The sequence below is a fragment of the Mesorhizobium sp. M6A.T.Ce.TU.002.03.1.1 genome, assembly GCF_003997275.1.
Classification (GTDB): domain Bacteria; phylum Pseudomonadota; class Alphaproteobacteria; order Rhizobiales; family Rhizobiaceae; genus Mesorhizobium; species Mesorhizobium mediterraneum.
The window spans coordinates 1-22225 of sequence record NZ_RZTI01000006.1 but is presented as its reverse complement, the minus strand read 5'-3'; the positions used below and the strand labels follow the sequence as shown (position 1 = coordinate 22225).

Annotated in this window: 21 protein-coding genes and 1 pseudogene; 6 read left to right on the top strand and 16 right to left on the bottom strand. The window is 61.2% G+C overall.

The features are described 5' to 3' along the window. Positions 1–102: 102 nt before the first annotated feature. The 7 genes and pseudogenes from bamA to EOC93_RS03320 all read right to left on the bottom strand — a co-directional run bounded on the left by bamA (position 103) and on the right by EOC93_RS03320 (position 8153). Positions 103–2475 carry an outer membrane protein assembly factor BamA gene (gene bamA / locus EOC93_RS03350; protein ID WP_126106483.1) on the bottom strand — a complete coding sequence of 791 codons (2373 nt, stop codon included), beginning with the start codon at positions 2473–2475 and terminating at the stop codon, positions 103–105. Positions 2476–2692: 217 nt separating this feature from the next. Then, entirely contained in the window at positions 2693–3835 is a 1143-nt protein-coding gene (rseP, locus tag EOC93_RS03345) for an RIP metalloprotease RseP (protein ID WP_095485249.1), read from the bottom strand. A 103-nt stretch (positions 3836–3938) separates the two neighbouring features. Continuing rightward, positions 3939–4754, bottom strand: coding sequence for a phosphatidate cytidylyltransferase (locus EOC93_RS03340; RefSeq protein ID WP_095485250.1), 816 nt, complete (start codon positions 4752–4754; stop codon positions 3939–3941). Beyond that, positions 4751–5494, bottom strand: a pseudogene (locus tag EOC93_RS03335) (isoprenyl transferase); the annotation flags it as partial. The pseudogene EOC93_RS03335 and the gene EOC93_RS03340, both read right to left, overlap by 4 nt. An 11-nt stretch (positions 5495–5505) precedes the next feature. Beyond that, positions 5506–6060 carry a ribosome recycling factor gene (gene frr, locus EOC93_RS03330; protein WP_095485252.1) on the bottom strand — a complete coding sequence of 185 codons (555 nt, stop codon included), beginning with the start codon at positions 6058–6060 and terminating at the stop codon, positions 5506–5508. 125 nt (positions 6061–6185) lie between these two features. Beyond that, on the bottom strand, positions 6186–6908 hold the full coding sequence (gene pyrH, locus EOC93_RS03325) for a UMP kinase (RefSeq protein WP_095485560.1): 723 nt from the start codon (positions 6906–6908) through the stop codon (positions 6186–6188). Between the two features lie 138 nt (positions 6909–7046). Beyond that, complete coding sequence (locus tag EOC93_RS03320; protein ID WP_127203837.1) at positions 7047–8153, bottom strand: aldo/keto reductase; 1107 nt, start codon at positions 8151–8153, stop codon at positions 7047–7049. A 113-nt stretch (positions 8154–8266) separates the two neighbouring features. Here EOC93_RS03320 and EOC93_RS03315 point away from each other — a divergent pair, with 113 nt between their 5' ends. Then, positions 8267–9205: a LysR family transcriptional regulator gene (locus EOC93_RS03315; RefSeq protein WP_127203836.1), complete on the top strand. Its 939-nt coding sequence runs from the start codon at positions 8267–8269 to the stop codon at positions 9203–9205. An 8-nt stretch (positions 9206–9213) separates the two neighbouring features. On the opposite strand, the gene tsf is transcribed toward EOC93_RS03315, so the two are convergent. The 6 genes from tsf to EOC93_RS03285 form a co-directional block, all read right to left on the bottom strand. Beyond that, complete coding sequence (tsf, locus tag EOC93_RS03310) at positions 9214–10137, bottom strand: translation elongation factor Ts (RefSeq protein ID WP_095485255.1); 924 nt, start codon at positions 10135–10137, stop codon at positions 9214–9216. A gap of 118 nt (positions 10138–10255) precedes the next feature. Next, positions 10256–11053, bottom strand: a complete 798-nt coding sequence (gene rpsB, locus EOC93_RS03305; protein WP_095485256.1) for a 30S ribosomal protein S2 — start codon at positions 11051–11053, stop codon at positions 10256–10258. A 178-nt stretch (positions 11054–11231) separates the two neighbouring features. Then, on the bottom strand, positions 11232–11843 hold the full coding sequence (locus tag EOC93_RS03300) for a LysE family translocator (protein WP_127203835.1): 612 nt from the start codon (positions 11841–11843) through the stop codon (positions 11232–11234). Continuing rightward, complete coding sequence (locus EOC93_RS03295) at positions 11840–12118, bottom strand: DUF4031 domain-containing protein (RefSeq protein ID WP_126106476.1); 279 nt, start codon at positions 12116–12118, stop codon at positions 11840–11842. Before EOC93_RS03295 ends, EOC93_RS03300 begins: the two co-directional genes overlap by 4 nt. 69 nt (positions 12119–12187) lie before the next feature. Continuing rightward, positions 12188–13486 carry a hypothetical protein gene (locus EOC93_RS03290; RefSeq protein WP_127203834.1) on the bottom strand — a complete coding sequence of 433 codons (1299 nt, stop codon included), beginning with the start codon at positions 13484–13486 and terminating at the stop codon, positions 12188–12190. Positions 13487–13589: 103 nt separating this feature from the next. Then, positions 13590–14420 carry a cell envelope integrity EipB family protein gene (locus EOC93_RS03285; RefSeq protein ID WP_095485259.1) on the bottom strand — a complete coding sequence of 277 codons (831 nt, stop codon included), beginning with the start codon at positions 14418–14420 and terminating at the stop codon, positions 13590–13592. Positions 14421–14558: 138 nt separating this feature from the next. On the opposite strand from EOC93_RS03285, the gene EOC93_RS03280 reads away from it, so the two are divergent. From EOC93_RS03280 to EOC93_RS03265, 4 genes are all read left to right on the top strand, one after another. Beyond that, positions 14559–15023: a RidA family protein gene (locus tag EOC93_RS03280; protein WP_127203833.1), complete on the top strand. Its 465-nt coding sequence runs from the start codon at positions 14559–14561 to the stop codon at positions 15021–15023. 7 nt (positions 15024–15030) lie between these two features. Further along, positions 15031–15759, top strand: a complete 729-nt coding sequence (locus EOC93_RS03275; protein ID WP_127203832.1) for a glycerophosphodiester phosphodiesterase — start codon at positions 15031–15033, stop codon at positions 15757–15759. 41 nt (positions 15760–15800) lie between these two features. After that, positions 15801–17018 carry a GNAT family N-acetyltransferase gene (locus tag EOC93_RS03270; RefSeq protein ID WP_127203831.1) on the top strand — a complete coding sequence of 406 codons (1218 nt, stop codon included), beginning with the start codon at positions 15801–15803 and terminating at the stop codon, positions 17016–17018. Between the two features lie 130 nt (positions 17019–17148). Then, positions 17149–17580, top strand: coding sequence for an HIT family protein (locus tag EOC93_RS03265; RefSeq protein ID WP_127203830.1), 432 nt, complete (start codon positions 17149–17151; stop codon positions 17578–17580). A gap of 87 nt (positions 17581–17667) precedes the next feature. On the opposite strand, the gene clpA is transcribed toward EOC93_RS03265, so the two are convergent. The 3 genes from clpA to EOC93_RS03250 all read right to left on the bottom strand — a co-directional run bounded on the left by clpA (position 17668) and on the right by EOC93_RS03250 (position 21074). Then, complete coding sequence (gene clpA / locus EOC93_RS03260; RefSeq protein WP_127203829.1) at positions 17668–20136, bottom strand: ATP-dependent Clp protease ATP-binding subunit ClpA; 2469 nt, start codon at positions 20134–20136, stop codon at positions 17668–17670. A gap of 6 nt (positions 20137–20142) precedes the next feature. Continuing rightward, positions 20143–20469 carry an ATP-dependent Clp protease adapter ClpS gene (gene clpS, locus EOC93_RS03255; protein WP_036241697.1) on the bottom strand — a complete coding sequence of 109 codons (327 nt, stop codon included), beginning with the start codon at positions 20467–20469 and terminating at the stop codon, positions 20143–20145. A gap of 275 nt (positions 20470–20744) precedes the next feature. Continuing rightward, positions 20745–21074: a phasin family protein gene (locus EOC93_RS03250; protein WP_127203828.1), complete on the bottom strand. Its 330-nt coding sequence runs from the start codon at positions 21072–21074 to the stop codon at positions 20745–20747. A gap of 381 nt (positions 21075–21455) precedes the next feature. On the opposite strand from EOC93_RS03250, the gene EOC93_RS03245 reads away from it, so the two are divergent. Beyond that, the coding region (locus EOC93_RS03245; protein ID WP_348627584.1) for a D-alanyl-D-alanine carboxypeptidase family protein at positions 21456–22225 on the top strand (770 nt) is incomplete at its 3' end.

Genomic DNA, 22225 nt, shown 5'->3' with positions numbered 1-22225 from the left:
AGTGCTACAGCGTTCTTTGCGCGTCCAAGAGGACGCGCGGCGCTGTAGTGTCGGATCACTCTCTTCCGGGCCCCAACGGCCCGGAAACATCGTTGCCGCCGATCAGAAGCGGGTCGATATGCCGAAGTTGAATTCCTGCACGTCGTCGGTGTCTTCCTTGAGGACCGGGATCGCATAGTCGATGCGGATCGGGCCGAACGGCGACGCCCACATCAGACCAACGCCGACCGAGGCGCGCCACTGCATGTCGGTTGTCGATTGATCGACCAAATCAGCACTGACCTTGCTGCCATAGAGCGTTGCCGCATCGGCGAAGACCGCGCCGCGCAGGCCGAAGCTCTCCGGAATGACCGGCATTGGGAACTGGGCTTCCGCCGAGGCGTTGAAATAGGTGGTGCCGCCGAGATGGTCATCAAATCCGTCCGAGTCGACGGGGCCGATGCCGCCATAGGCAAAGCCGCGGATCATGCGGTCACTGCTCTGGAAATGATCGAAGATGCGCAGATCGCCGCCGCCGAAGCCTTGGACGTGGCCTGCCCCGCCCGAAACCAAGCCGACCAGATCAAGCTGCTCCGACAATGTCTGGTAGACGCTGCCACGCGCCGTCACCTTGACGAACTTGGCGTCACCGCCGAGCCCGGCCACCTCCGTGGTGACATTGGCGTAGATGCCCTCATGCGGGTTCTTCATGTCGTCGATGGTGTTGTAGACCAGGCCGAGACTGACCGACGACTTGAGCCACGGGCTTTCCTGAATACCTTCAAAGATTGCCTCAGAGACGTCGCAGCCGGCGTCGGGCTCGCCATCATTGTCAACATCGCAGTCGTCATCGAGCTTATACTTCTCCTGCGAGATATTATACGCAAGCTGCGTCGAGATGTTGTCGGTGATCGGCAGGCCGAAGCGCACTGTCGCGCCTATCGTCTCGCTCTCGTATTCGTCGTAGTTCCTGGTCCGGTTGAAGACATCGAAACCGGCAGCGATACGCCGCCCAAGGAAATAGGGTTCGGTGAAGGAGAAGCTGTAGTCGCGCGAATTCTTGCCGCCGCCCGCCGACAACTTGATGAACTGGCCGCGTCCGAGGAAGTTGCGCTCGGTGATCGAGCCTTCGATGGATGGGCCTGACGTGTCGCCGCCGGTCGAATAGCCGGCGCCAACCGAGAACTCGCCGGTCGATTTCTCGACCACGTCGACCACGAGCACCACTTGGTCTGGCTCAGAGCCGGGCACGGTGGAAACCTCGACTTTTTCAAAGTAATCGAGCGCTTCCAGCCGCTTCTTCGCGCGCTGGATGAGAACCTGGTTGAAGGCATCGCCCTCACTGACGTCGAATTCGCGACGAATGACATAGTCGCGTGTCCGGTCGTTGCCGCGAATCTCGATGCGTTCGACATAGGCCTTGGTGCCTTGGTCGATCGTATAGACCACCGAAATGGTGTGGTTCTCGAAATTGCGGTCGCCGCGCGGCGTCACCTGAGCGAAGGCATAGCCGGAACCGGCAACCTTCTCGGTCAGCGCGATGATGGTGTCTTCAACGTTCTTGGCGTTGTAGACATCGCCCTTGTGGGTCTCGACCACCGACTGCAGCGACGCACCGTCGACCTCGGGAATCGTGCTCTCGACGCTGACGTCGCCGAATGTGTAGCGATCGCCCTCCTGCACGGTGATGGTCACCGTATATTTGTTGGTGGTCTCGTCGAGTTCGCCGACCGCGGAAACCACCTGGAAATCGGCATAGCCGTGATTGTAATAGAAACGGCGCAGCAGCTCCTGATCGGCGCGCAGCTTGTCGTCGTCATAGACGTCGTCGCGCAGCACGAACGAGAGGAAGGTCGAGCGCTTGGTCGAGATGACGTCGGACAGGCGACGGCTTGAATAGGCGCTGTTACCGACGAAATTGACCGCGGCGATCTGCGTGCGGCCGCCTTCGTTGATGTTGAAGACCACGTTCACGCGGTTGTCGCCGAGATCCATGATCTGGGTGGTCACGGCGGCGTCGTCGCGACCGATACGCCTGTAGGCGGCCTTGACCGCCTCGACATCGGCATCGAGCGCCTGCTGCGAGAATGTTCCGCGCGGCTTCAACTGAACCGCGGCCGCAAGGGCGTTGTCCTTGAGCTTCTTGTTGCCTTGGAACAGCACCTGGTTCACGACCTGATATTCGGAAACCTTGACGACCAGCGACGAACCGACCTGGTTGATCTGGACGTCCGAGAACAGCCCGGTGCCGAACAGCGCCTTGACCGCATCGTCGATATCGGCGCTGGAAAAGGCCTTGCCGGGCTTGATTGTGATGTAGTTGCGGATCGTGTCGGCGTCGACACGCTGATTGCCGCTGACTTCAACTCTTGAGACAACAGCGGCCTCGGCCGCCGATGTGGCAACGAATTGCACTGCGAGCGCACCTGGCACGACCAGAGCGGCGGACAGGGCCACCGCGGACGCGGCGCTCAAAAACTTGGATGCTGCCTTCATCGGGCTTTTGTACCTTTTCTCGAAGTCCCCACGGCGAGAAAACCGGACGTGCGGTAATTTCCCCTACCGTATTAACCGGATTTTCCCTACACGCAAGGCTCCTGGTTAATTTGTATTTACTTAACCCTGTTGCGTGGCTTTCGCGTCACGCATATCCCCATGCATGGTAAACGGCGTCTCAACGTTGGCTGTGCCGAAGCCAAATTTCTTCATGATTTCAGCACCCAAACAGATCGTTCCAGAAAACGAACCCCATGAAGCCCAACACGAGCATGAAGCCAGCCCTATAGCCCATCTCCATCATCCGCTCCGACACCGGTCGCCGAATGACGGCCTCCACGCCGTAGAATAAGAGATGGCCGCCGTCGAGGGGGGGAATCGGCAAAAGGTTGAGAATGCCGATGCCGACCGACAGCAGCGCGACAAGTTGCACAAGCCAGTCGAAGCCCAATTTCGCCGCCTGCCCCGACATCTTTGCGATCTTGATTGGGCCGCCCAGCTGGCACTTGTCTTCGCGCCCGACGACGAAACGCTGCAGGAACTGACCGGTGCGCTGAATGATGTATCCCGTCTCCTCGACCGCCGCCCCTACCGCTTCGATCGGGTTGTAAGTGACTAGCCTGGGTTGGCCGAATTCCTGATTGTTGACGACGCCGATCACGGCCACTTTGACCTTGTTGCCCAGCCCATCTTGCTGCTCCATCAGCTCCGGCGTCGCCGTGGCGGTGATCTCCTTGCCGTCGCGCAGCATGACGAAGGTGATAGCATCGCCGCCGCGGCCCGAAACCAGGCGCTGGACGTCGGAGAACGTCTGGACCTTGCTGCCGTTGACGCTGACGAATCGGTCACCGGGCAGGATGCCAGCCCTGGCGGCCGGACTGCCGGCGGTGACTTCAGCCACCATTGGCTCCATCACAGGGCGGCCATAGGCGGAAAACAGCACCGCAAAGACGGCAATCGTCAGCAGGAAATTGAACAGCGGGCCGGCCACCACAGTCGCCGCGCGCTTCCAGACCGGCTGCGTGTGAAAGGCAATCTTGCGTTCGGCAGTGGTCAGCGATTCGAGCTCCTCCGAGCTGGGCTGGCTCGATGTGGCATTCATGTCGCCGACGAATTTGACATAGCCGCCAAGCGGAATGGCGCAGAGTTTCCAGCGTGTGCCATGGCTGTCATTGAAGCCGAAGAGTTCCGGGCCGAAGCCAATCGAAAAGGCCTTTACGCCGATGCCGCACCAGCGGCCGACGAGGTAATGGCCCATCTCGTGGACGAACACGACCACGGTCAGCACGAACAGGAAAGGCACCAGCGTGCCGAGGAAAAAGCCCTCCGTGCTGAAAACCGCGTGAAGAATCTCGTTCAACTCATGTCCTCAAAACTCGTCCGCAGCACGGGCGTACCGCGACTGTGACATCAATCCAGGCGAATCCATGGCGCATCCTGCGCAAGTCAAGACACAATGCCGATCAAGCTGGAAACAGCCCCTGCGCCGGATGGTCGGCGGTCGCCGAAATCCAGCCGATGACGTACAGGGCGAAGGCCGCCGCGACAAGCCCGTCGACCCGGTCCATGACACCGCCATGGCCAGGTATCAGCGTGCCCGAATCCTTGCGGTCGTGGCGGCGCTTCACCCATGATTCGAAAAGGTCGCCGGCCTGGGCGACGATCGAAAGCACGAGCGCAACGACGCCAAGCACTGCGAGATTGCCGGCTCCGGCCGCGGCGGCCAAAAGCAGTCCGGCAACCACGCCGCCGACCGCGCCGCCGAGTGCCCCGCTCTGCGTCTTGCCGGGCGAGATCGACGGCGCCAGTTTCGGGCCGCCGACAGCGCGGCCGACGAAATAGGCTGATATGTCGGTCGCCCAAACCACCGCGAACAGGAAAAGAATGGCGACGAGGCCGGGATGATCGCCGTCGCGCAAAAGAGCAAGCGACAGGCCAGAAATGGCGGCATAGGCAAGGCCTGACGGGTCCCACTGTCCCGTTTGGCGCATCGAACCCACGACCACGGTGACAACGACCATCACTGCTCCAAGAAGCAGCAGCCAGGACGCAGGCAGGCCGGCAACCAAGGCGACGACGAAGACCAGAAGCAGCGCATCCGGCAGAAGACCAAGACCCGTGGCGGCGACCGGGCGGCACATTCGCGTCCATTCATAGAAGATCAGGATCGACATGGCGGCGCAAAGCAACCGGAAAGGCAGTCCGCCGAGCCAGGTCAGACCAAGCGTGACGACGGCAAGCACGATGGCGGAAATAACACGAAGCTGGAGGTTGCTCATCCCTTGGCCGTCACGGCGACGTCTTGAGAGCCAAGCCCGCCGAAACGGCGCTCGCGGCCAGCGAAATCGCGCAATGCGTCGGCCAAATGCTCGCGGCTGAAATCGGGCCAGTAGCAAGGCAGGAAGACGAGCTCGCTATAGGCCGCCTGCCACAGAAGAAAATTCGACAGCCTGAGTTCGCCGCTGGTGCGGATGACCAGTTCAGGGTCCGGAATACCCTGGGTATCGAGAGAGCCGGCAAAGGATTCGGCCGTGATCGCCTCGCTGTCGAGCTCGCCGCGCGCCACCGCCGAGGCAAGCTTGCGCGCCGTGCGCACGATCTCGTCACGCCCGCCATAGTTGAAGGCGATGACCAGGGTCAGCGCCTCGTTGCGCATGGTCAGCGTTTCGGCCTCTTCAAGCAGGGTCCTGATATCAGGCTGCAACCCTGCCCTGTCGCCGATGATCCTGACCCGCACGCCGCTCTGGTGCAGTTCGGCGAGATCGCGGCGGATGAAGATTTTCAAGAGGCCCATCAGGTCGCTGACTTCGGACTTCGGTCGCGACCAGTTTTCCGACGAGAAAGCGTAGACGGTCAGGAAGGAGATGCCGAGGCCAGGAGCGGCGCGCACCGTGTTGCGCAGCGCCTCGACGCCGGCACGATGCCCGGCAAGCCGCGGCATGCCGCGCGCTTTGGCCCAGCGTCCGTTTCCGTCCATGATGATCGCGACATGCGCGGGGCTTGTCATAGTTTCGCTTTCGGGTCGGACCCTTAAACCTGCATGATTTCGGCTTCCTTATCGGAAAGCAGATGGTCGATGGTGCCGATCATCTCGTCGGTGAGCTTCTGGACCTGGTCGGACCGCTTGCGCTGATCGTCCTCGCTGATATCGCCGTCCTTTTCCGCCTTTTTGAGAAACTCCATGCCGTCCCGGCGCACGTGGCGCACGGCGATGCGGGCATTCTCGGCATAACCGTGCGAGATCTTGACCAGCTCCTTGCGGCGCTGCTCGTTGAGCTCGGGCAGCGGAATTCTAAGATTGGTGCCGTCGACGATCGGATTGAAGCCGAGATTGGATTCGCGGATGGCGCGATCGACCGCGCCGACCATCGACTTGTCCCAGACCGAAACCGAAATCATGCGCGGCTCCGGCACCGACACGTTCGCCACCTGGTTGATAGGCATGGTGGTGCCATAGGCCTGCACCTGGATTGCGTCGAGCAGGTTGCTCGAGGCGCGACCGGTCCGCAGCGAAGCCAGATCGTGCTTGAACGCAGCGATCGCCCCGTCCATGCGCCGTTTGAGATCATCGTATTCGCCACTCATCATCGTCTCCTCGACCCGTTAGCCCGGGTTCACTGTTCAGGGATAACCCCGTGTTCGAGCCTCAATCCGAAACCGGCTCCCGCTTTTCGCTTACGCGGACCCTCGGTTCGGGATAGTGCTCCCGATCAGTCGTCCGCGACGACCGTGCAACGGCCGCCGCCCCTCAGAATATCACCGAAACCACCCTTCTCGTGGATCGAATAGACGATTATCGGAATGTTGTTTTCGCGCGCAAGTGCAATCGCGGCTGTATCCATGATCGAAAGGCCGCGTTTTATGACGTCGCCATGGCTGATGCGCTCGAAGCGTGTAGCATTCGGGTCCTTCTTGGGATCGGCCGAATAGACGCCGTCGACCTGCGTGCCCTTGAACAGCGCATCGGCGCCGATTTCCGCCGCGCGAAGCGCCGCGGCCGAATCGGTGGTGAAGAACGGATTGCCGGTGCCGCCGGCGAAAATGACGACCTTGCCCTGGTTCATGTAGGCGGTCGCCTGGCGCTGCGAAAAGCTCTCGCAAAGCTCTGGCATGGCGATTGCCGACAGCACCACCGCGTCGACGCCGATCTTGTTCAGCGAAGTGCGCAGCGCCAGCGAGTTGATGACGGTGGCGAGCATGCCCATGTGGTCGCCGGTGACCCGGTCACCGCCCTTGGACGCAACCGCCACGCCGCGAAAGATGTTGCCGCCGCCGATGACGACGCCGACCTCGATGCCCAGGGCGCGGGCCTCGGCGATGTCGGCAGCGATGCGATCGACCACCGATACGTCGATGCCGAAATGCTGTTCACCCATCAGCGCTTCGCCCGAAGCTTTCAGCAAGACACGTCGATAGAGGGGCTTCACCGTCATCTGGTCCTCATCATTATGCGTGTGACGCGTCTGGGGCGGCTTCCCCGCGCAGGCGCTGCCCCGAAACATTGGCGTTCCGATACACGAAGGGCGCCGCGATGTCACGCGGCGCCCGAGCCGGAAAACTCTCTTCCCCTCTTAGCTTACGCCAGCAAAAGCACCTTGCATGAGCAGATCCGGCAGATAGCCAGCCGGCTTATCGCCGACCGCCTGGCCTCCCGTAAGGCCGCCCTGTATTTCCGAGCCGAAGAACGAATACGGAAAGGGTGTGATTGGTCGGCTCACCGCATCGAGCCGTGCCCGAAGCTCCTGCGGAATGTCGAAATCGAGCGCGCCGAGATTGTCCTTGAGTTGATCCAGCTTCGTCGCACCGATGATCACCGACGCAATGCCGGGCTGGGTCGCGGCCCAGTTCAAGGCGACCTGAGCCATGCTGCGGCCGAGCTGACTTGCGACCTTTTCCAGCTCGGCGACGATCTCCCAGTTGCGATCGTTGAATTTCTGAAACCCAGGATTGGTCGAGCCGCGCATCGTCTCCAGCCTGCCGCCTGCCCCATTCACTGTATCGGAACGATATTTCCCGCTGAGCAGACCGCTGGCCAACGGGCTCCAGACCATTATACCCGCACCGTGGCGCGTGCCGAATGGCACGAACTCATGTTCGATGTTGCGCTCCGCCAGCGAATATTCGAGCTGAAGCGCCGAAACCGGTTCATAGCCGCGGTGCTCGGCTACCGACTGGGCCCGGCTTGCGTACCACGCCGGCACGTCCGACAGGCCGACATGGCGGATCTTTCCGGCGCGGACCAGATCATCCAGCGTCCGCATCACCTCCTCCGGAGGCGTCAGCCTGTCCCAGGCATGCAGGATGTAGAGATCGATATAATCGGTGCTGAGGCGCTTCAACGAGCCTTCGACCGCGCGGATGATGTTCTTGCGGCCGTTGCCTCCGGCATTCGGATTGCCTTCTTCGAGGTTCATGCTGAATTTGGTGCTGATCACCGCCTTGTCGCGCAGCCCACGCTCGGCGATGAATTCGCCAAGCCAGGTTTCGGATGTGCCTCCGGTATAGGCGTCGGCCGTATCGAAGAAATTGCCGCCGGCCTCGACATAGGCATCGACCATCGCGCGGGCCGTTTCCTTTTCGGCTCCCCAGCCCCATTCCGTGCCGAAGGTCATAGTGCCGAACGCGAGGCGGGTGACACGCAGCCCGCTGTTGCCGAGCGTGTAATAGGACATGGTCATGGGTCGTCTCCTTGCTGCTTACAGAATTGGTGTTCAATGCAGCCTAGATGCGCCTCCTCTGTCCGATTGATAGGTTTGCATTATTAGCATGGACTATGCGATATTGTTCATGAATGGATCGAGACCTGCTCAGCCATCTTCCTGTCGTCGTCGCTGTGGCGCGGCGCGGCGGCTTTGCCTTGGCCGCCGCCGAACTCGGCATGAGTCCGTCGGCAGTCAGCCATGCGGTGCGGCTGGTGGAGGAGCGGATCGGCCAACCGCTGTTTGCCCGCACCACGCGCAGTGTCGCTCTGACTGAGGCCGGCGAGGCGCTTGTCGCGGCAGCGGAGCCGGCGCTGGAAGACATCGCGGACCGGATGGAGCGTATCCGCTCGGTCAAAGGCAGAGCGAGCGGGCTGCTCAGGATCAACGCGCCGCGCATTGCGCTGCCTCTGGCCCTGATGCCCATCCTGTCGGCAATGGCGGAGCGTTATCCCGACGTGACGGTGGAGATCGTCACCGACGAACGCTTGAGCGACATCGTCGGCGAAGGTTTCGACGCTGGCATCCGGCTTGGCGAGATGATCGCCGAGGACATGGTGACGGTGCGGCTGACCCAGCCTTTCCGCACCATCGTCGTCGCCTCTCCGGCCTATGTCGGCCGTCATGGGCAGCCACGGACGCTGGCCGATCTCTCGGCGCACAACTGCATCGGATATAGGCTCCTGCGATCGCGTGCTCTCTACCGCTGGGACCTGAACGACCAGGGCAAGGATATCAGCGTCGAGACGCGCGGCAGCGTCGTCCTCACCGATCCGCTTTCGGCGCGAGATATGGCGCTGGCCGGCATCGGCCTCGCCTATCTGTTCGAGCCGCTTGTCCGGGCTGACGTAGAGGCCGGCCGGCTGGTAGAAGTCCTGCGCGACACCTCGATCGATGAACCGGGGCTGTTCCTCTATTTTCCACGCCGGGCGGCGATGGCGCCGAAGCTCAGGGCCTTCATCGACACCGCGCAAGAAATCGGCCGGGCATCCTCGCGGACACCCGGCCGTAAAGTCTTTTCAGAAAGATAGAGTGCGGTTTACTTCTTGACCGCTGCCGCGACTTCCGCCGCGAAATCGGTCTCTTCCTTCTCGATGCCCTCGCCGAGCGCGAAGCGCAGATAGGCAGTGATCTTGGCCGGTGCGCCGATTTCCTTTTCGGCATCCGTCAGCGCCTTCTCGACGGTGATGTCGGGATTGAGCACAAAAGCCTGCTTGAGCAGCACGACCTCTTCGTAGAACTTGCGCAGACGGCCCTCGACCATCTTCTCGATGATCGCTTCCGGCTTGCCGGACTGGCGCGCCTGGTCGGCGAAGATCGCCTTCTCGCGCTCGACCGCGGCCGGATCGAGCTGTTCCGTCGTCAGCGCCATCGGGTTGGTGGCGGCGACATGCATGGCGACTTGGCGGGCAAAGGCGTTGGCTGCCTGCGCGTTGCCTGTTGTTTCGATGGCGACCAGCACGCCGAGCTTGCCAAGGCCGTCGGCAACCGCATTGTGGACGTAGGTCGCAACAGCGCCGTGCTCGACGGTGAGCTTGGCCGAACGGCGGAAACCAAGATTCTCGCCGATCGTGCCGACAGCGTCCTTGATGGTCTCGGTGACCGACTTGTCCGAACCCGGATACGGCGCGGCTGCGACGGCCTCGGTCTTGCCGCCATAGGCGAGCGCGACCTTGGCAACCTTGGCGACGATCTCCTGGAAGGCGGCGTTGCGGGCAACGAAGTCCGTCTCGGAATTGACCTCGACGACTGCCGCCTCGCGGATACCGGAATCGACGCCGATGAGACCCTCGGCCGCGGTACGGCCGGCCTTCTTGTCGGCCTTGGAGATGCCCTTCTTGCGCAGCCAGTCGACGGCCTCTTCCATGTTGCCGTTGGTCTCGTTCAACGCCGCCTTGCAATCCATCATGCCCGCGCCGGTCAAGTCGCGGAGTTCTTTGACCTGTGCAGCCGAAATGCTCATTGTCGCCTCTTTGTTTTAAAATGCACCGACGCACCACCGGTCCTCGATGATGCGCCTGGCGCCAGCGCTCAGCGCGCCAAAATATGAGAAAGATGAAGGCCGAAACCGGCCTTCGCTGTTACGCTTCCGGTGTCTGGGCAGCCGGTGTCTCGGCGGCCGGCGTCGGCTCGAGTGCCGGCTCGACCGGAGCCTCGGCCAAAGCGCCGACATCGACGCCGAGCGCGCCCTGCTGGCGGGCGATGCCGTCGATTGCAGCCTTGGCGATCAGATCGCAATAGAGCTGGATGGCGCGGGCAGCGTCATCATTGCCCGGAATCGGGAAATCGATCTTGTCCGGGTCGCAGTTGGAATCGATGATGGCGACGACCGGGATGCCGAGACGCTTGGCCTCGAGGATGGCGATCGCTTCCTTGTTGGTGTCGATCACGAACATCAGGTCGGGCGTCGAGCCCATGTCCTTGATGCCGCCCAGCGCCTTGTCGAGCTTCTCGCGCTCGCGATCAAGGTTGAGGCGCTCCTTCTTGGTGAGCCCCTGGGCCTCGCCTGCCAGCATCTCGTCGAGCTTGCGCAAGCGCTGGATGGAATTCGAGATCGTCTTCCAGTTGGTCATCATGCCGCCGAGCCAGCGGGAGTTGACATAGTACTGGGCCGAGCGCTGCGCGGCGTCGGCGACGATGTCGGACGCCTGACGCTTGGTGCCGACGAACAGCACGCGGCCACCCTTGGCGACGGTGTCGGAAACCTGCTTCAGCGCCTGGTGCAGCAGCGGCACCGTCTGTGAGAGGTCGATGATGTGGATGTTGTTGCGGGCGCCATAGATATAGGGCGCCATCTTCGGGTTCCAGCGGTGGGTCTGGTGGCCGAAGTGAATGCCAGCTTCCAAAAGCTGACGCATGCTGAAATCAGGCAGAGCCATTCTCGAGTATCCTTTCCGGTTAGCCTCCACGGACACAGGCATTTCTGGACTTTGTCCTCGAACGCCACCGGAGGTTTCAGCCGGATTTCTCCCGGGCAGACACCAAAGTCCGTGTGTGGAATGAGCGCGCATATAGAGGGGATGCGCGACAAACGCAAGCGCTGCGGTGTCTTGCGGCTCAGCGTGCGGCGATCAGCGCACCGGTGCCGATCATGGCGCCGCCGGCAAACCTGTTCATCAAGCGCATCCGCCTCGGCGTTTTGAACCAGCTCGAAGCCTGCCCGGCAAGCACCGCATAGACGCCCATGGTGATAATGTTGACGCCGATCACGACCGCAACCACGAGCAGCCCCTCAGCGAGGCTCATCGTGTTGAGATCGAGGATCAGCGGCATAATCGAGGCGTGGAACAGGATCGCCTTGGGATTGCCCAGAGCAATGGAGATGCCGAGGAAAAACGATCGGGACAGTCTTGCCTGCGTTGCCTGCAGTCCGCTCGATTCCGCCGAAGCCGATCGCCACATCCTGATGCCAAGAAACATCAGATAGGCAGCACCCGCATATTTCAGGATGAGAAAAACCCATTCGAAGGTCTGTGCCAGTGCCACGAGACCGAGCAGCGCCAAAGTCACCAGCACCGCGTCGCCGGCGGCGATGCCGAGACCAGCCAGGAAAGCGCGAACGAAGCCACGCGAGACGCCGTTGGCGATGACCGTGAATACAGCGGGGCCAGGCGTGGCGGCGGCAAATGTGATCGCGGCGCAGTAAGCCAGAAATACCGTCAGCGTCATGGTCGTATCTTCCCCTTCGGCACGCGAACACGCCGGAAAACAGCAACGATCTCCTCGCGGCTGCATTCGAGGGCGCCTAGCCGTACCGCGCGGTCGCGTTCGAAGCCGGTTATGTCATAATGCGGCGCCGATGTCTTCGGCGGTCCCTGATAGGACGAACGCTTGACGCCGAGCTGTGCTGCAAAACGGTGCAACTCGTCGGTGTCGTCGGCCAGCAGGTGACACCAGCGGTGGCCGACCCATTTCCAGATCGCCGCGTCGACATAGACCGCCATGAGGCTCGCCGCACTCCTTCATCTTGCGCCGTCCAGCGGAGCCAGCTCAAATGGAGCCAAGATCCAATGCTAGTGATGATAGAAGGGATTCGGATAGAAAATGAAGCCGCCGGCGGCTTCGAGTTCGGCTACGGTCCTGGTGACGGCCTCCTGCATGCGGCTGTGCAACTCTGCAAGCGCATCTTCGATCGAGCCAGGATAGGCGTGCAATCCCAACGGCTCCGGCACCCGGATATGAGCGCAGCGCGGCCCGGCCGGTTGCGGCACGAAGCGGTTGACCGTGTCGCGCAGCGTGCCTTTGCAATAATCATTGCGGATACGCTTCAGATGCTCGGCGATCTCCTCTTGCGTGATGCGCGGGTTGGCTGAGGCCCACTTCCCAACGCGTTGGAGACGCTGGATCGTGTCCGCCAGCGCCCGGACCTGCTTTTGCCGTTCGGCGTCACCGGTGTTTCCCCGCAGCCAGCGGCGCGACCGGCGCAAAAGCTCGGCAGCCTCGTTGGCGCCGGGATCGACCGAAATACCCTCCCCCAGACGCCGGCTCAGCTCGAGCAGCAGTTGCTTTTGACGCGCGGCATACGAAGCCCGCTCGTCGGGCGCCATGCCGCAGGCAATCTCATCGCGCGACAGCAGCGTCGCATAGATGTGGTGGACGCGCTCCGGCAGCGTATCGCCGGCACGGCGCTCGATCTTCAGGCTCTTCTCGACATAGGCGCATTCCTGCGCCAGAGCCGGCTCGACATTCTTGGTGAAGGCGAGCTTCCAGACAACCGGCGCGATCCAAACCCTAGAATCCTGATCGGTGGCGCGAGCGCGCTTGAGCGCTTCGAATCCCATCTCGACCGCGCCCGGGAGAAGCGGACCGACAACATCGGCATGCCAGCCGACGCCGCCTTCGGGATGCAAGAGCACACCATGCCCTTTCAGCGCCCAGGCGATCGAGTGTTCCTTGGCAGCCCCACTGTTGCCGGGAATCTGGGCGATCAGATTGTTGGCCAGCCAGAATTTCTGCATGATCCGGCCGAGGCCGTTGACGACGCCATGCGTGGCCCAGGATGCCGCGAGCGGACTGACCTGCGAGACGACCTCCTTGTCGATCATCCAGTCGGTAAAGAATTCCGGATGATTGGGCGTGATGAAGGTCGCCTTGCCTGGCCCGCAACAGGCCTTCAGCCGCTGCCGGTCGTCGTCGGGAAAGTCGATATGGCGGACATTGGCGACGCCGCGCAATCCGGCCAGGCGGTTGAACGGCAACAGGTCGCGAAATCCGGGAATGCCGTGCAGCATGACAAGCCGGTTGACGACAGTCATGATCCTGATCAGCGCCGGATTGGGCCTCGGCGCCACGAACACATCGATTCTGTTCAACCCATCCCCCCGATCGACCCGTCGGCGTAGAGGTTGAGATGCAATTGCGGCGTGTTCAAGTCATTCGCCGCCGCCGCTTTGTGGCGTGGTTAAGCTGAAAGCCCTATTTCGGCGGACAGGCCTTCGACTGATCGAACAACGACAGATTGACCAGCTTGCCGGTCATCGAGAACTCGCCGTAGTCCATGACGAGGTCGCGCGTGATGCCGTTCTCATGCAGCTTGAAGCTGATCCGGTACTCCGGCACCTCCTCGCCTGTCTTGTCGGTGCCATCGAAATAGGCGATGTCGACTGGCCAGTATTTGTCGGTGGCGAGTTTCGCCAGTGCCGGCGCTTCCGGATCGGTCTTGTCGGCATCGGCTTTCTTGCCGACGACGACGGTGGTGGTCATCACCTTGTCTGCATCTTCCGAGCCGTCGAACAGATTGGTTTCGTAGAAATTTTCGCCTTTTTCGGCCTTGTCGATCAGCTCGACCAGATGCTGGGTCGGAAACTGGGTGGCGGCCAGTTCGAGGCTGTTCTTCTCCGGCTTGTCGATGTCGACCTTGAGGCCCTTCGTCTCCTTCGTCGCCGTGCCCTTGACCTCCTTGTCAAGGTTCTGGTCGACGAAGGATTTTGTCACGAACGAGAAAGTCTTGCCTTCGGCGTCCTCGAAAGTGGTCGTCTGCTGGTCGGTCAGCTTTGTTGTGTTGTCGTTGGTGGCAATCTGGGTGACGAAGCGAAACTTCACCGTGTAGCCTTCGCAAGGCGAGCCGTTGAACTCATAGACCATGCGGCCGGAAATGCCAGTGATTCCCGAGCGATCGGAAGCCTTGTCCAGGCTCAGATCGTAAACCGCGCGATGCGCCTGCAGTGCCGGTACGGCAAAAGCCGGCGCCATCGAGAACACCGCTGGCAGCAGGACTGCATGGAATGCGAGGCGTGTTGCGCGCATGAGTGGCTCCGATCATCGCGCCTGATGGCAGGCCGCAGGGAAAGATGGTCCAGCTTAAAAAAAGTCGTGGCGGAAGCGAGGCAAAAATAGCAATTTCGGCCCGACCTGCGCGGCGTCATCAAGCAATAGGGAAATACCATGAATGAAACAATCGAAAAGCGGCTAAGCGATCTAGGCGTGACGCTTCCGATCGCCGCCGCGCCCGCCGCCAACTACGTGCCCTATTCCAGGTCAGGCAATCTGCTGTTCACCGCCGGACAGCTGCCGCTCAAGGATGGCAAGCTGCAGGCGAGCGGACTGCTCGGCCACGACGTAGACACTGCAACCGGCAAGGAAGCAGCAAAATACTGCGCGATCAACATATTGGCGCAGGCCAAGGCAGCACTTGGCGATCTTGAGAAAATCCGCCGCCTCGTGAAGATCACCGTCTTCGTCGCCTCGGCGCCGGATTTTGTCGAGCAGCATCTGGTTGCCAACGGCGCCTCGGATTTTCTGGTTGCAGTGCTCGGCGATCACGGCAAACATGCCCGCTCCGCCGTCGGCGCCGCCTCCCTGCCGCTTAATGCCGCAGTGGAAATCGAAGCCATCTTCGAAGTCGAATGAGCCAGACATGACCGACCTTTCTTGGCTGACCGCCCGACCCGTCGCCCATCGCGGCCTCCACGACATGAACAAGACGCGCTGGGAGAACACGCTTTCCGCCTTCGCCGCTGCAGCCGAACGCGGCTATGCGATCGAATGCGACGTGCATCTGTCGTCTGACCGCATCCCGGTCATCATCCATGACCGTGATCTAAAGCGGCTGACCGGCCAGGACGGTTTCGTCTGGCAGCGCACGGCAGCGGAAATGACGGCGCTCAAGATCGGCGGCACATCAGACCATCTGCCGACCCTGCAGCAGGCACTCGACCTGGTCGATGGTCGTGTGCCGATGGTCGTCGAGCTGAAAGGGGCCCCCGGCCATGACGAAGGCCTGGTGGAAAGCGTCGGCAAGATGCTCAAGCGCTACAAGGGCAACGCGGCGATCATGTCGTTCGACCATTGGCTGATCCGCGATTTCCCGAAACACGCGCCCGGCATTCCGGGCGGGCTGACCGCCTATGGCAAAGACACACCCCTGATCGAGGCGCATTTCGCCATGCTGGCGCATGACATCGCCTTCACCTCCTATGCCGCCGGCGACCTGCCGAACCGGTTCGTCTCCTTCGTGCGCGAAAGGCTCAAAATGCCGGTAATCACCTGGACCGTGCTCGACCAACCGGCGGTCGACCTGACCTTCAGATATGCCGATCAGATGACGTTCGAAGGATTCGAACCCGATCTTATACAGGTCGCTTGAACCGGGCTTGCATGGACCGGCATGGAGCTTAAATAAGCCCAATGGATCAAGGCGATGAAGGCGACGGGCAAACGGCGAATGGAGAGTATGCGATCCGGGTTGCCTCCGGCATCGGAGCCTTTACCTGCGCGGAATGGGATGGCCTCGGCGGCACCACCCGCGGCGATACAGAAAACGGCTACAACCCACTCGTTTCATTCGCTTTTCTGAGTGCACTCGAGGATTCCGGCTGCGCCGTGCGGCGCACCGGCTGGCAGGGCCATCATCTTAGGCTGGAGACAGCGCAGGGAAAACTGCTCGGTGCCGTTCCCTGCTACCTGAAATCGCACAGCCAGGGCGAATATGTCTTCGACCACGGCTGGTCGGACGCGTTTGAGCGCGCCGGCGGGCGCTATTATCCAAAACTGCAATGCGCCGTGCCGTTCACGCCGGTCACCGGCCCTCGCCTGCTGGTCAACAGGGGCGAGGACAGTTGCGCCGTGAAGGCCGGCTTGGCAGCAGGCCTGAAAGCGGTGACGGAAAAGCTCGGCGTATCTTCCGCGCACGTGACCTTCGCGCAGGAGAAAGATGTCGGGGCGCTGGAAGCGGCGGGTTTTCTGCACCGCACCGACCAGCAGTTCCACTTCTTCAATGAAGGTTTTTCGACCTACGACGATTTTCTCGCCACTCTGGCATCGCGCAAGCGCAAGGCGTTGAAGAAGGAGCGGCGCGAGGCGCTCGCTCACGGCATCTCGATCGACTGGCTGACCGGCAAGGACCTGACCGAAAGGGTCTGGGACGACTTCTTTGCCTTCTACATGGATACCGGCAGCAGGAAATGGGGGCGGCCCTATCTCAGCCGCGAGTTCTTCTCGATGATCGGCGAGCGTATGGCCGACGATATCCTGCTGGTGATGGCCAAGCGCAATGGACGCTACATTGCCGGCGCCATCAATTTCATCGGTTCCGATGCGCTCTACGGGCGCAACTGGGGCTGCATCGAAGACCATCCTTTCCTGCATTTCGAGGTCTGTTATCATCAGGCGATCGACTTCGCGATCGACCGTAAGCTGAAAGTGGTCGAGGCGGGCGCGCAAGGCGAGCACAAGCTGGCGCGCGGCTATAGGCCGGTGACCATGCATTCGGCACATTACATCGCGCATCCCGGCTTGCGCAATGCGGTCGCCGACTATCTCAGACGCGAGCGGCGCGAGGTCGAGCGGATGGGCGACTATCTCGAAGAACACACTCCGTTCCGCAAGGATCTGGCGGACGATTAGAGCGACGTGCGTCCAATTGGACGCACAAAGTACGCTCTAACACTTTGAACCTCCTCATCGTACTTTCCGAAAATCGATTCCGATTTTCGGGTCGATGCGGTAGAGCAAGGCACAATCGGGAGCGCACGCCATGGCCGACCCCACCTACGACAGCAACAATATCTTCGCGAAAATCCTGCTCGGTGAAATTCCGTCGCATCGCGTCTATGAAGATGACGCAGTTGTCGCCTTCATGGATGTAATGCCGCAGGGGCCGGGTCATACACTGGTTGTGCCGAAGGCGCAGTCGCGCAACCTGCTTGACGCGGACCCGGCAGTGTTCGGCCCGCTCTTCGCAAATGTCCAGAAAGTTGCGCGGGCAGTGAAAAAGGCCTTCGATGCCGATGGCGTCACCATCATGCAGTTCAACGAGCCTGCTTCAGGCCAGACCGTCTTTCACCTCCATGTCCATGTCATTCCACGCTTCGAGGGCATCCCCTTGAAGCCACATAGCGGGCAGATGGAGAAACCGGAAGTGTTGGCTGAGAACGCTGGCAAGATACGGACGGCGCTGGGAAACTGAAGCCGGGCGGCGCGCACAATGCCTTCGGCCACTCTTTATCCAACAAAAAAGCCCCGTTTCCGGGGCTTTTTTCAGCTTTCAGGGCCATCACGCCTTGCGGGGCAGTTGCGGCACCAGGCTGCGCTTACTGCCATCCTTGCTCTTAGGCTCCGCCTTCTGCGCTATCGCCTTTTTCGCGACGGGCTTCTTGGCGGCAGCCTTCTTGGGCTTCGGCGTGTCGTCCGGTTCTTCCTTCTTCGGCTTGACCGGCGCCTCGTCGGCGAGCGACTCGAGCTTCAGGCCGGTCTCGCCGGTTTCCTTCTTCTCGACGGTGACACGCACCGTGCCGCCCTTCTTGAGCTTGCCGAACAGCACCTCGTCGGCCAACGGCTTCTTGATGTGCTCCTGGATGACCCGGCCGAGCGGCCGCGCTCCCATGCGCTCGTCATAGCCCTTCTCGGCCAGCCAGGCGATCGCCTCCTGCGACAGGTCGAAGGTGACGCCACGCTCGGAAAGCTGGGCCTCAAGCTGCATGACGAACTTCTGCACCACCTGGTGGATGACCGGAACCGGCAGCGAGCCGAACGGGATGATCGCATCGAGACGGTTGCGGAACTCCGGCGTGAACAGCCGGTTGATCGCTTCGACGTCGTCGCCTTCGCGCTTGGTCGAGCCGAAACCGATCGCCGCGCGCTGCGCATCCGAGGCGCCCGCATTGGTGGTCATGATCAAGATGACATTGCGGAAGTCGATCTGCTTCCCGTTGTGGTCGGTCAGCTTGCCATGGTCCATGACCTGCAACAGGATGTTGAACAGGTCCGGATGCGCCTTCTCGACCTCATCCAGCAACAGCACGCAATGCGGATGCTGGTCGACGCCGTCGGTCAACAGGCCGCCCTGATCGAAGCCGACATAGCCGGGAGGCGCGCCGATCAGTCGCGAGACGGTGTGGCGTTCCATGTATTCCGACATGTCGAAGCGGATCAGCTCGACACCGAGCGAAGCGGCGAGCTGCTTTGCCACTTCGGTCTTGCCGACGCCGGTCGGTCCCGAGAACAGATAGGAGCCGATCGGCTTCTCCGGCTCGCGCAGGCCCGCCCGCGCCAGCTTGATCGCCGAGGTCAACGCCGTGATCGCGGTATCCTGACCGTAGACGACGCGCTTCAGCTCGATGTCGAGACCGGCCAGCACCTTCTCGTCGTCGGCAGAAACCGTCTTCGGCGGAATGCGGGCGATGGTGGCGATCGTCGCTTCGATCTCCTTGATGCCGATCGTCTTCTTGCGCTTGGCCTCCGGCACCAGCATTTGTGAGGCGCCGGTCTCGTCGATCACGTCGATCGCCTTGTCCGGCAGCTTGCGGTCGTTGATATAGCGCGCCGACAATTCGACCGAAGCCTTGATCGCCTCAGCCGTGTAGCGAACCTTGTGGAACTCCTCGAAATACGGCTTCAGACCCTTCATGATCTCGATGGCGTCCTCGATGGTCGGCTCGTTGACGTCGATCTTCTGGAAGCGCCGCACCAGGGCGCGATCCTTCTCGAAGAACTGGCGGAACTCCTTGTAGGTGGTCGAGCCGATGCAGCGGATCGCGCCGGACGACAGCGCCGGCTTCAACAGATTCGACGCATCCATGGCGCCACCTGACGTCGCCCCTGCCCCGATCACCGTGTGGATCTCATCGATGAACAGGACCGCGCCCGGATAATCCTCGAGTTCCTTGACGACCTGCTTCAGCCGCTCCTCGAAATCGCCGCGATAGCGCGTGCCGGCCAGCAATGTTCCCATGTCGAGCGCGAAGATGGTGGCGTTGTGCAACACTTCCGGCACGTCGCCCTCGACGATGCGCTTGGCAAGGCCTTCGGCGATCGCCGTCTTGCCGACGCCGGGGTCGCCGACATAGAGCGGATTGTTCTTGGAGCGGCGGCACAGCACCTGGATGGTGCGGTTGATCTCGGACTCGCGGCCGATCAGCGGATCGATCTTGCCGGCCTTGGCCTTGTTGTTCAGGTTGACGCAATAGGCGGTCAGCGCGTCCTGCTGCTGCTTTTTCTTGCCGCCGTCCTCTTGCGGCTCGGCGCCGTTCTGGCCGCCCTGCTCGTCGTCGGCGCCGCGCGGCGACCGCGTCTCGGATGCGCCGGGGCGCTTGGCGATGCCGTGCGAGATGTAGTTGACCGCGTCATAGCGGGTCATCTGCTGTTCCTGCAGGAAATAGGCGGCATGGCTCTCGCGCTCGGCGAAGATGGCAACGAGCACGTTAGCGCCGGACACTTCCTCGCGGCCGGACGACTGAACATGGATCACCGCGCGCTGGATGACGCGCTGGAAACCGGCCGTCGGCTTGGAGTCCTCGTCGTATCCGGTGACGAGATTGTCGAGCTCGGTGTCGATATAGGTGAGAACCGTATGCTTCAGCTCGTCGAGGTCGACGTTGCAGGCGCGCATGACCGCGGCCGCCTCGGTATCGTCGATGAGGGCGAGCAGCAAATGTTCAAGGGTTGCGTATTCGTGGTGCCGCTCATTGGCGAGCGTCAGCGCCTGGTGAAGCGCCTTTTCCAGGCCTTGGGAGAAAGCCGGCATGTTACCTCACTTCTTCTCCATCACGCATTGCAGCGGATGCTGATTCTGTCGGGCGAAATCCATGACCTGAGACACTTTGGTCTCGGCCACCTCGAATGTATAGACCCCGCACTCGCCAACTCCATGATTGTGAACATGTAGCATGATGCGTGTGGCGGCTTCACGGTCCTTCTGGAAAAAACGCTCTAGCACGTGAACCACGAATTCCATGGGTGTGTAGTCGTCGTTGAGAATGAGGACCCGATAAAGGCTAGGCTTCTTGGTCTTGGTTTTAGTGCGCGTGATAACAGCCGTGCCGCGACCGGCCTCGTTGCCGTCGCTGCCGTTTTGCATACGCACCACATCTCCTGTGGCAGTCAAACCTGTAGTCACGTAGTCCTGCCTTTTTCGAATCCCCAAGCGAGTTCGACATGTAGGTGTTCGATGGACGATTTTAAGCCCTTCTGTTTAGCTGACAATATGGCTAGGTGGCCAAACTTGGCCGATTTTCGAAATCGTGAAGGCGGCAGAGCCCCTAATTTCAAATTGCCACGAAAAAACCCGGCCGCGCGTTCGCGACCGGGTCTGTCTTGCAGGCCCGAGGGCCATCTTCACATTTTATAGCGAGATTACTTCGCTTTTGCGACGATTGATTCGAACGGCTTGTAGGCTTCTTTGGCGAGCTCGGCATAGAGATCGCCGATCTTCGTCGCTTCGGTGACGAAGGATTCGTAGGACTGCTTGGCAAAATCGGACTGGATCTCGATCGCCTTCTCCAGCGACTTGGCCGACAAAAGTTTCTCTGCTGCTGCACTGCCGGCTTCGAAGCTCTTCTTGGTGTACTCGCCCGCCTCGGTGGCGATGGCCTGCGCACCCTTGGAAAGGGATGCGAAGCTCTTCAAGCCGGTGTCGGCAAACTCCTTGCCGTATTTGCTGAAATCTTCATAGGTCTGGGTCATTTCACGCTCCCTTGACGGTTGCCCTTGAACGGCGGACGCGCCCTGTCCGGGCCGCGTTGTGCAATGCAAGCAATATATTGTGCAATGCACAAAAAGTCAATGTTCGCCGAGTGCGACGCCAGCACGCCGGCCCGGCACATCGACCCGGTCGCCGGCCCAGGCACTAGCGGTGGCTAAAATTCGAATAAAGAGAAGCTCAAACCCGAAGAAAATGGTGAACGTGGCGGTTACCATAAACGGATTGGTAACGCTGACCGCGATAGCTTGGCTGGAAGTGAGGCAGGAACCTTTGCCGCCTCCAGGGCAACAAAAAATCCAAAGGAACCATCGGTGCGTCAGGCGTTGTCGGGCATTCTCTCCAAATCCTCTTTGAAAACGATCATGATCCTCGCTTTGGCGATGACATTCGTCGTCGCCGACGCTGCTTCGTCCATGGCGGCGAGGTCGGCGGCCATCGTCATCGACGCCAAGACCGGCAAGGTGCTTTATTCTTCGAATGCGGATGGTCGGCGCTATCCCGCCTCGCTCACCAAGATGATGACGCTTTACATGGCCTTCGAGGCCATGGCGAAGGGCAAGATCAGCAAGAACTCCCGGGTCGTCTTCTCGGCCAATGCTGCTGCCGAACCGCCGACGAAACTCGGCGTCAGACCGGGCGGCGCGATCACGGTCGAGACCGCGATCCTGTCGATGGTGACCAAGTCGGCAAACGACTCGGCAACGGCGCTCGGCGAGCTTCTCGGCGGCAACGAAGCCAATTTCGCCCACATGATGACAGCCAAGGCGCGTGCACTGGGCATGAAGGGGACCGTTTTCCGCAACGCCCACGGCTTGCCAAATCCCGGTCAGTTCACGACCGCGCGCGACATGGCGGTGCTCGGCATCGCGCTACGGGAGCATTTTCCCCAATACTACGGCTATTTCTCACAACGTTCATTTCTCTACGGCCGCAAGCGCATCAACGGCCATAACCGCCTGCTTGGGCGCATCAAGGGGGTCGACGGCATCAAGACGGGTTACACCCGCGCCTCCGGCTACAATCTCGTCTCCTCGGTCGACGACGGCGATCGCCGCATCGTAGCAGTTGTCATAGGCGGGAAATCCGGCGGCAGCCGCGACAACCAGATGGCCGAATTGATCAACACCTACAT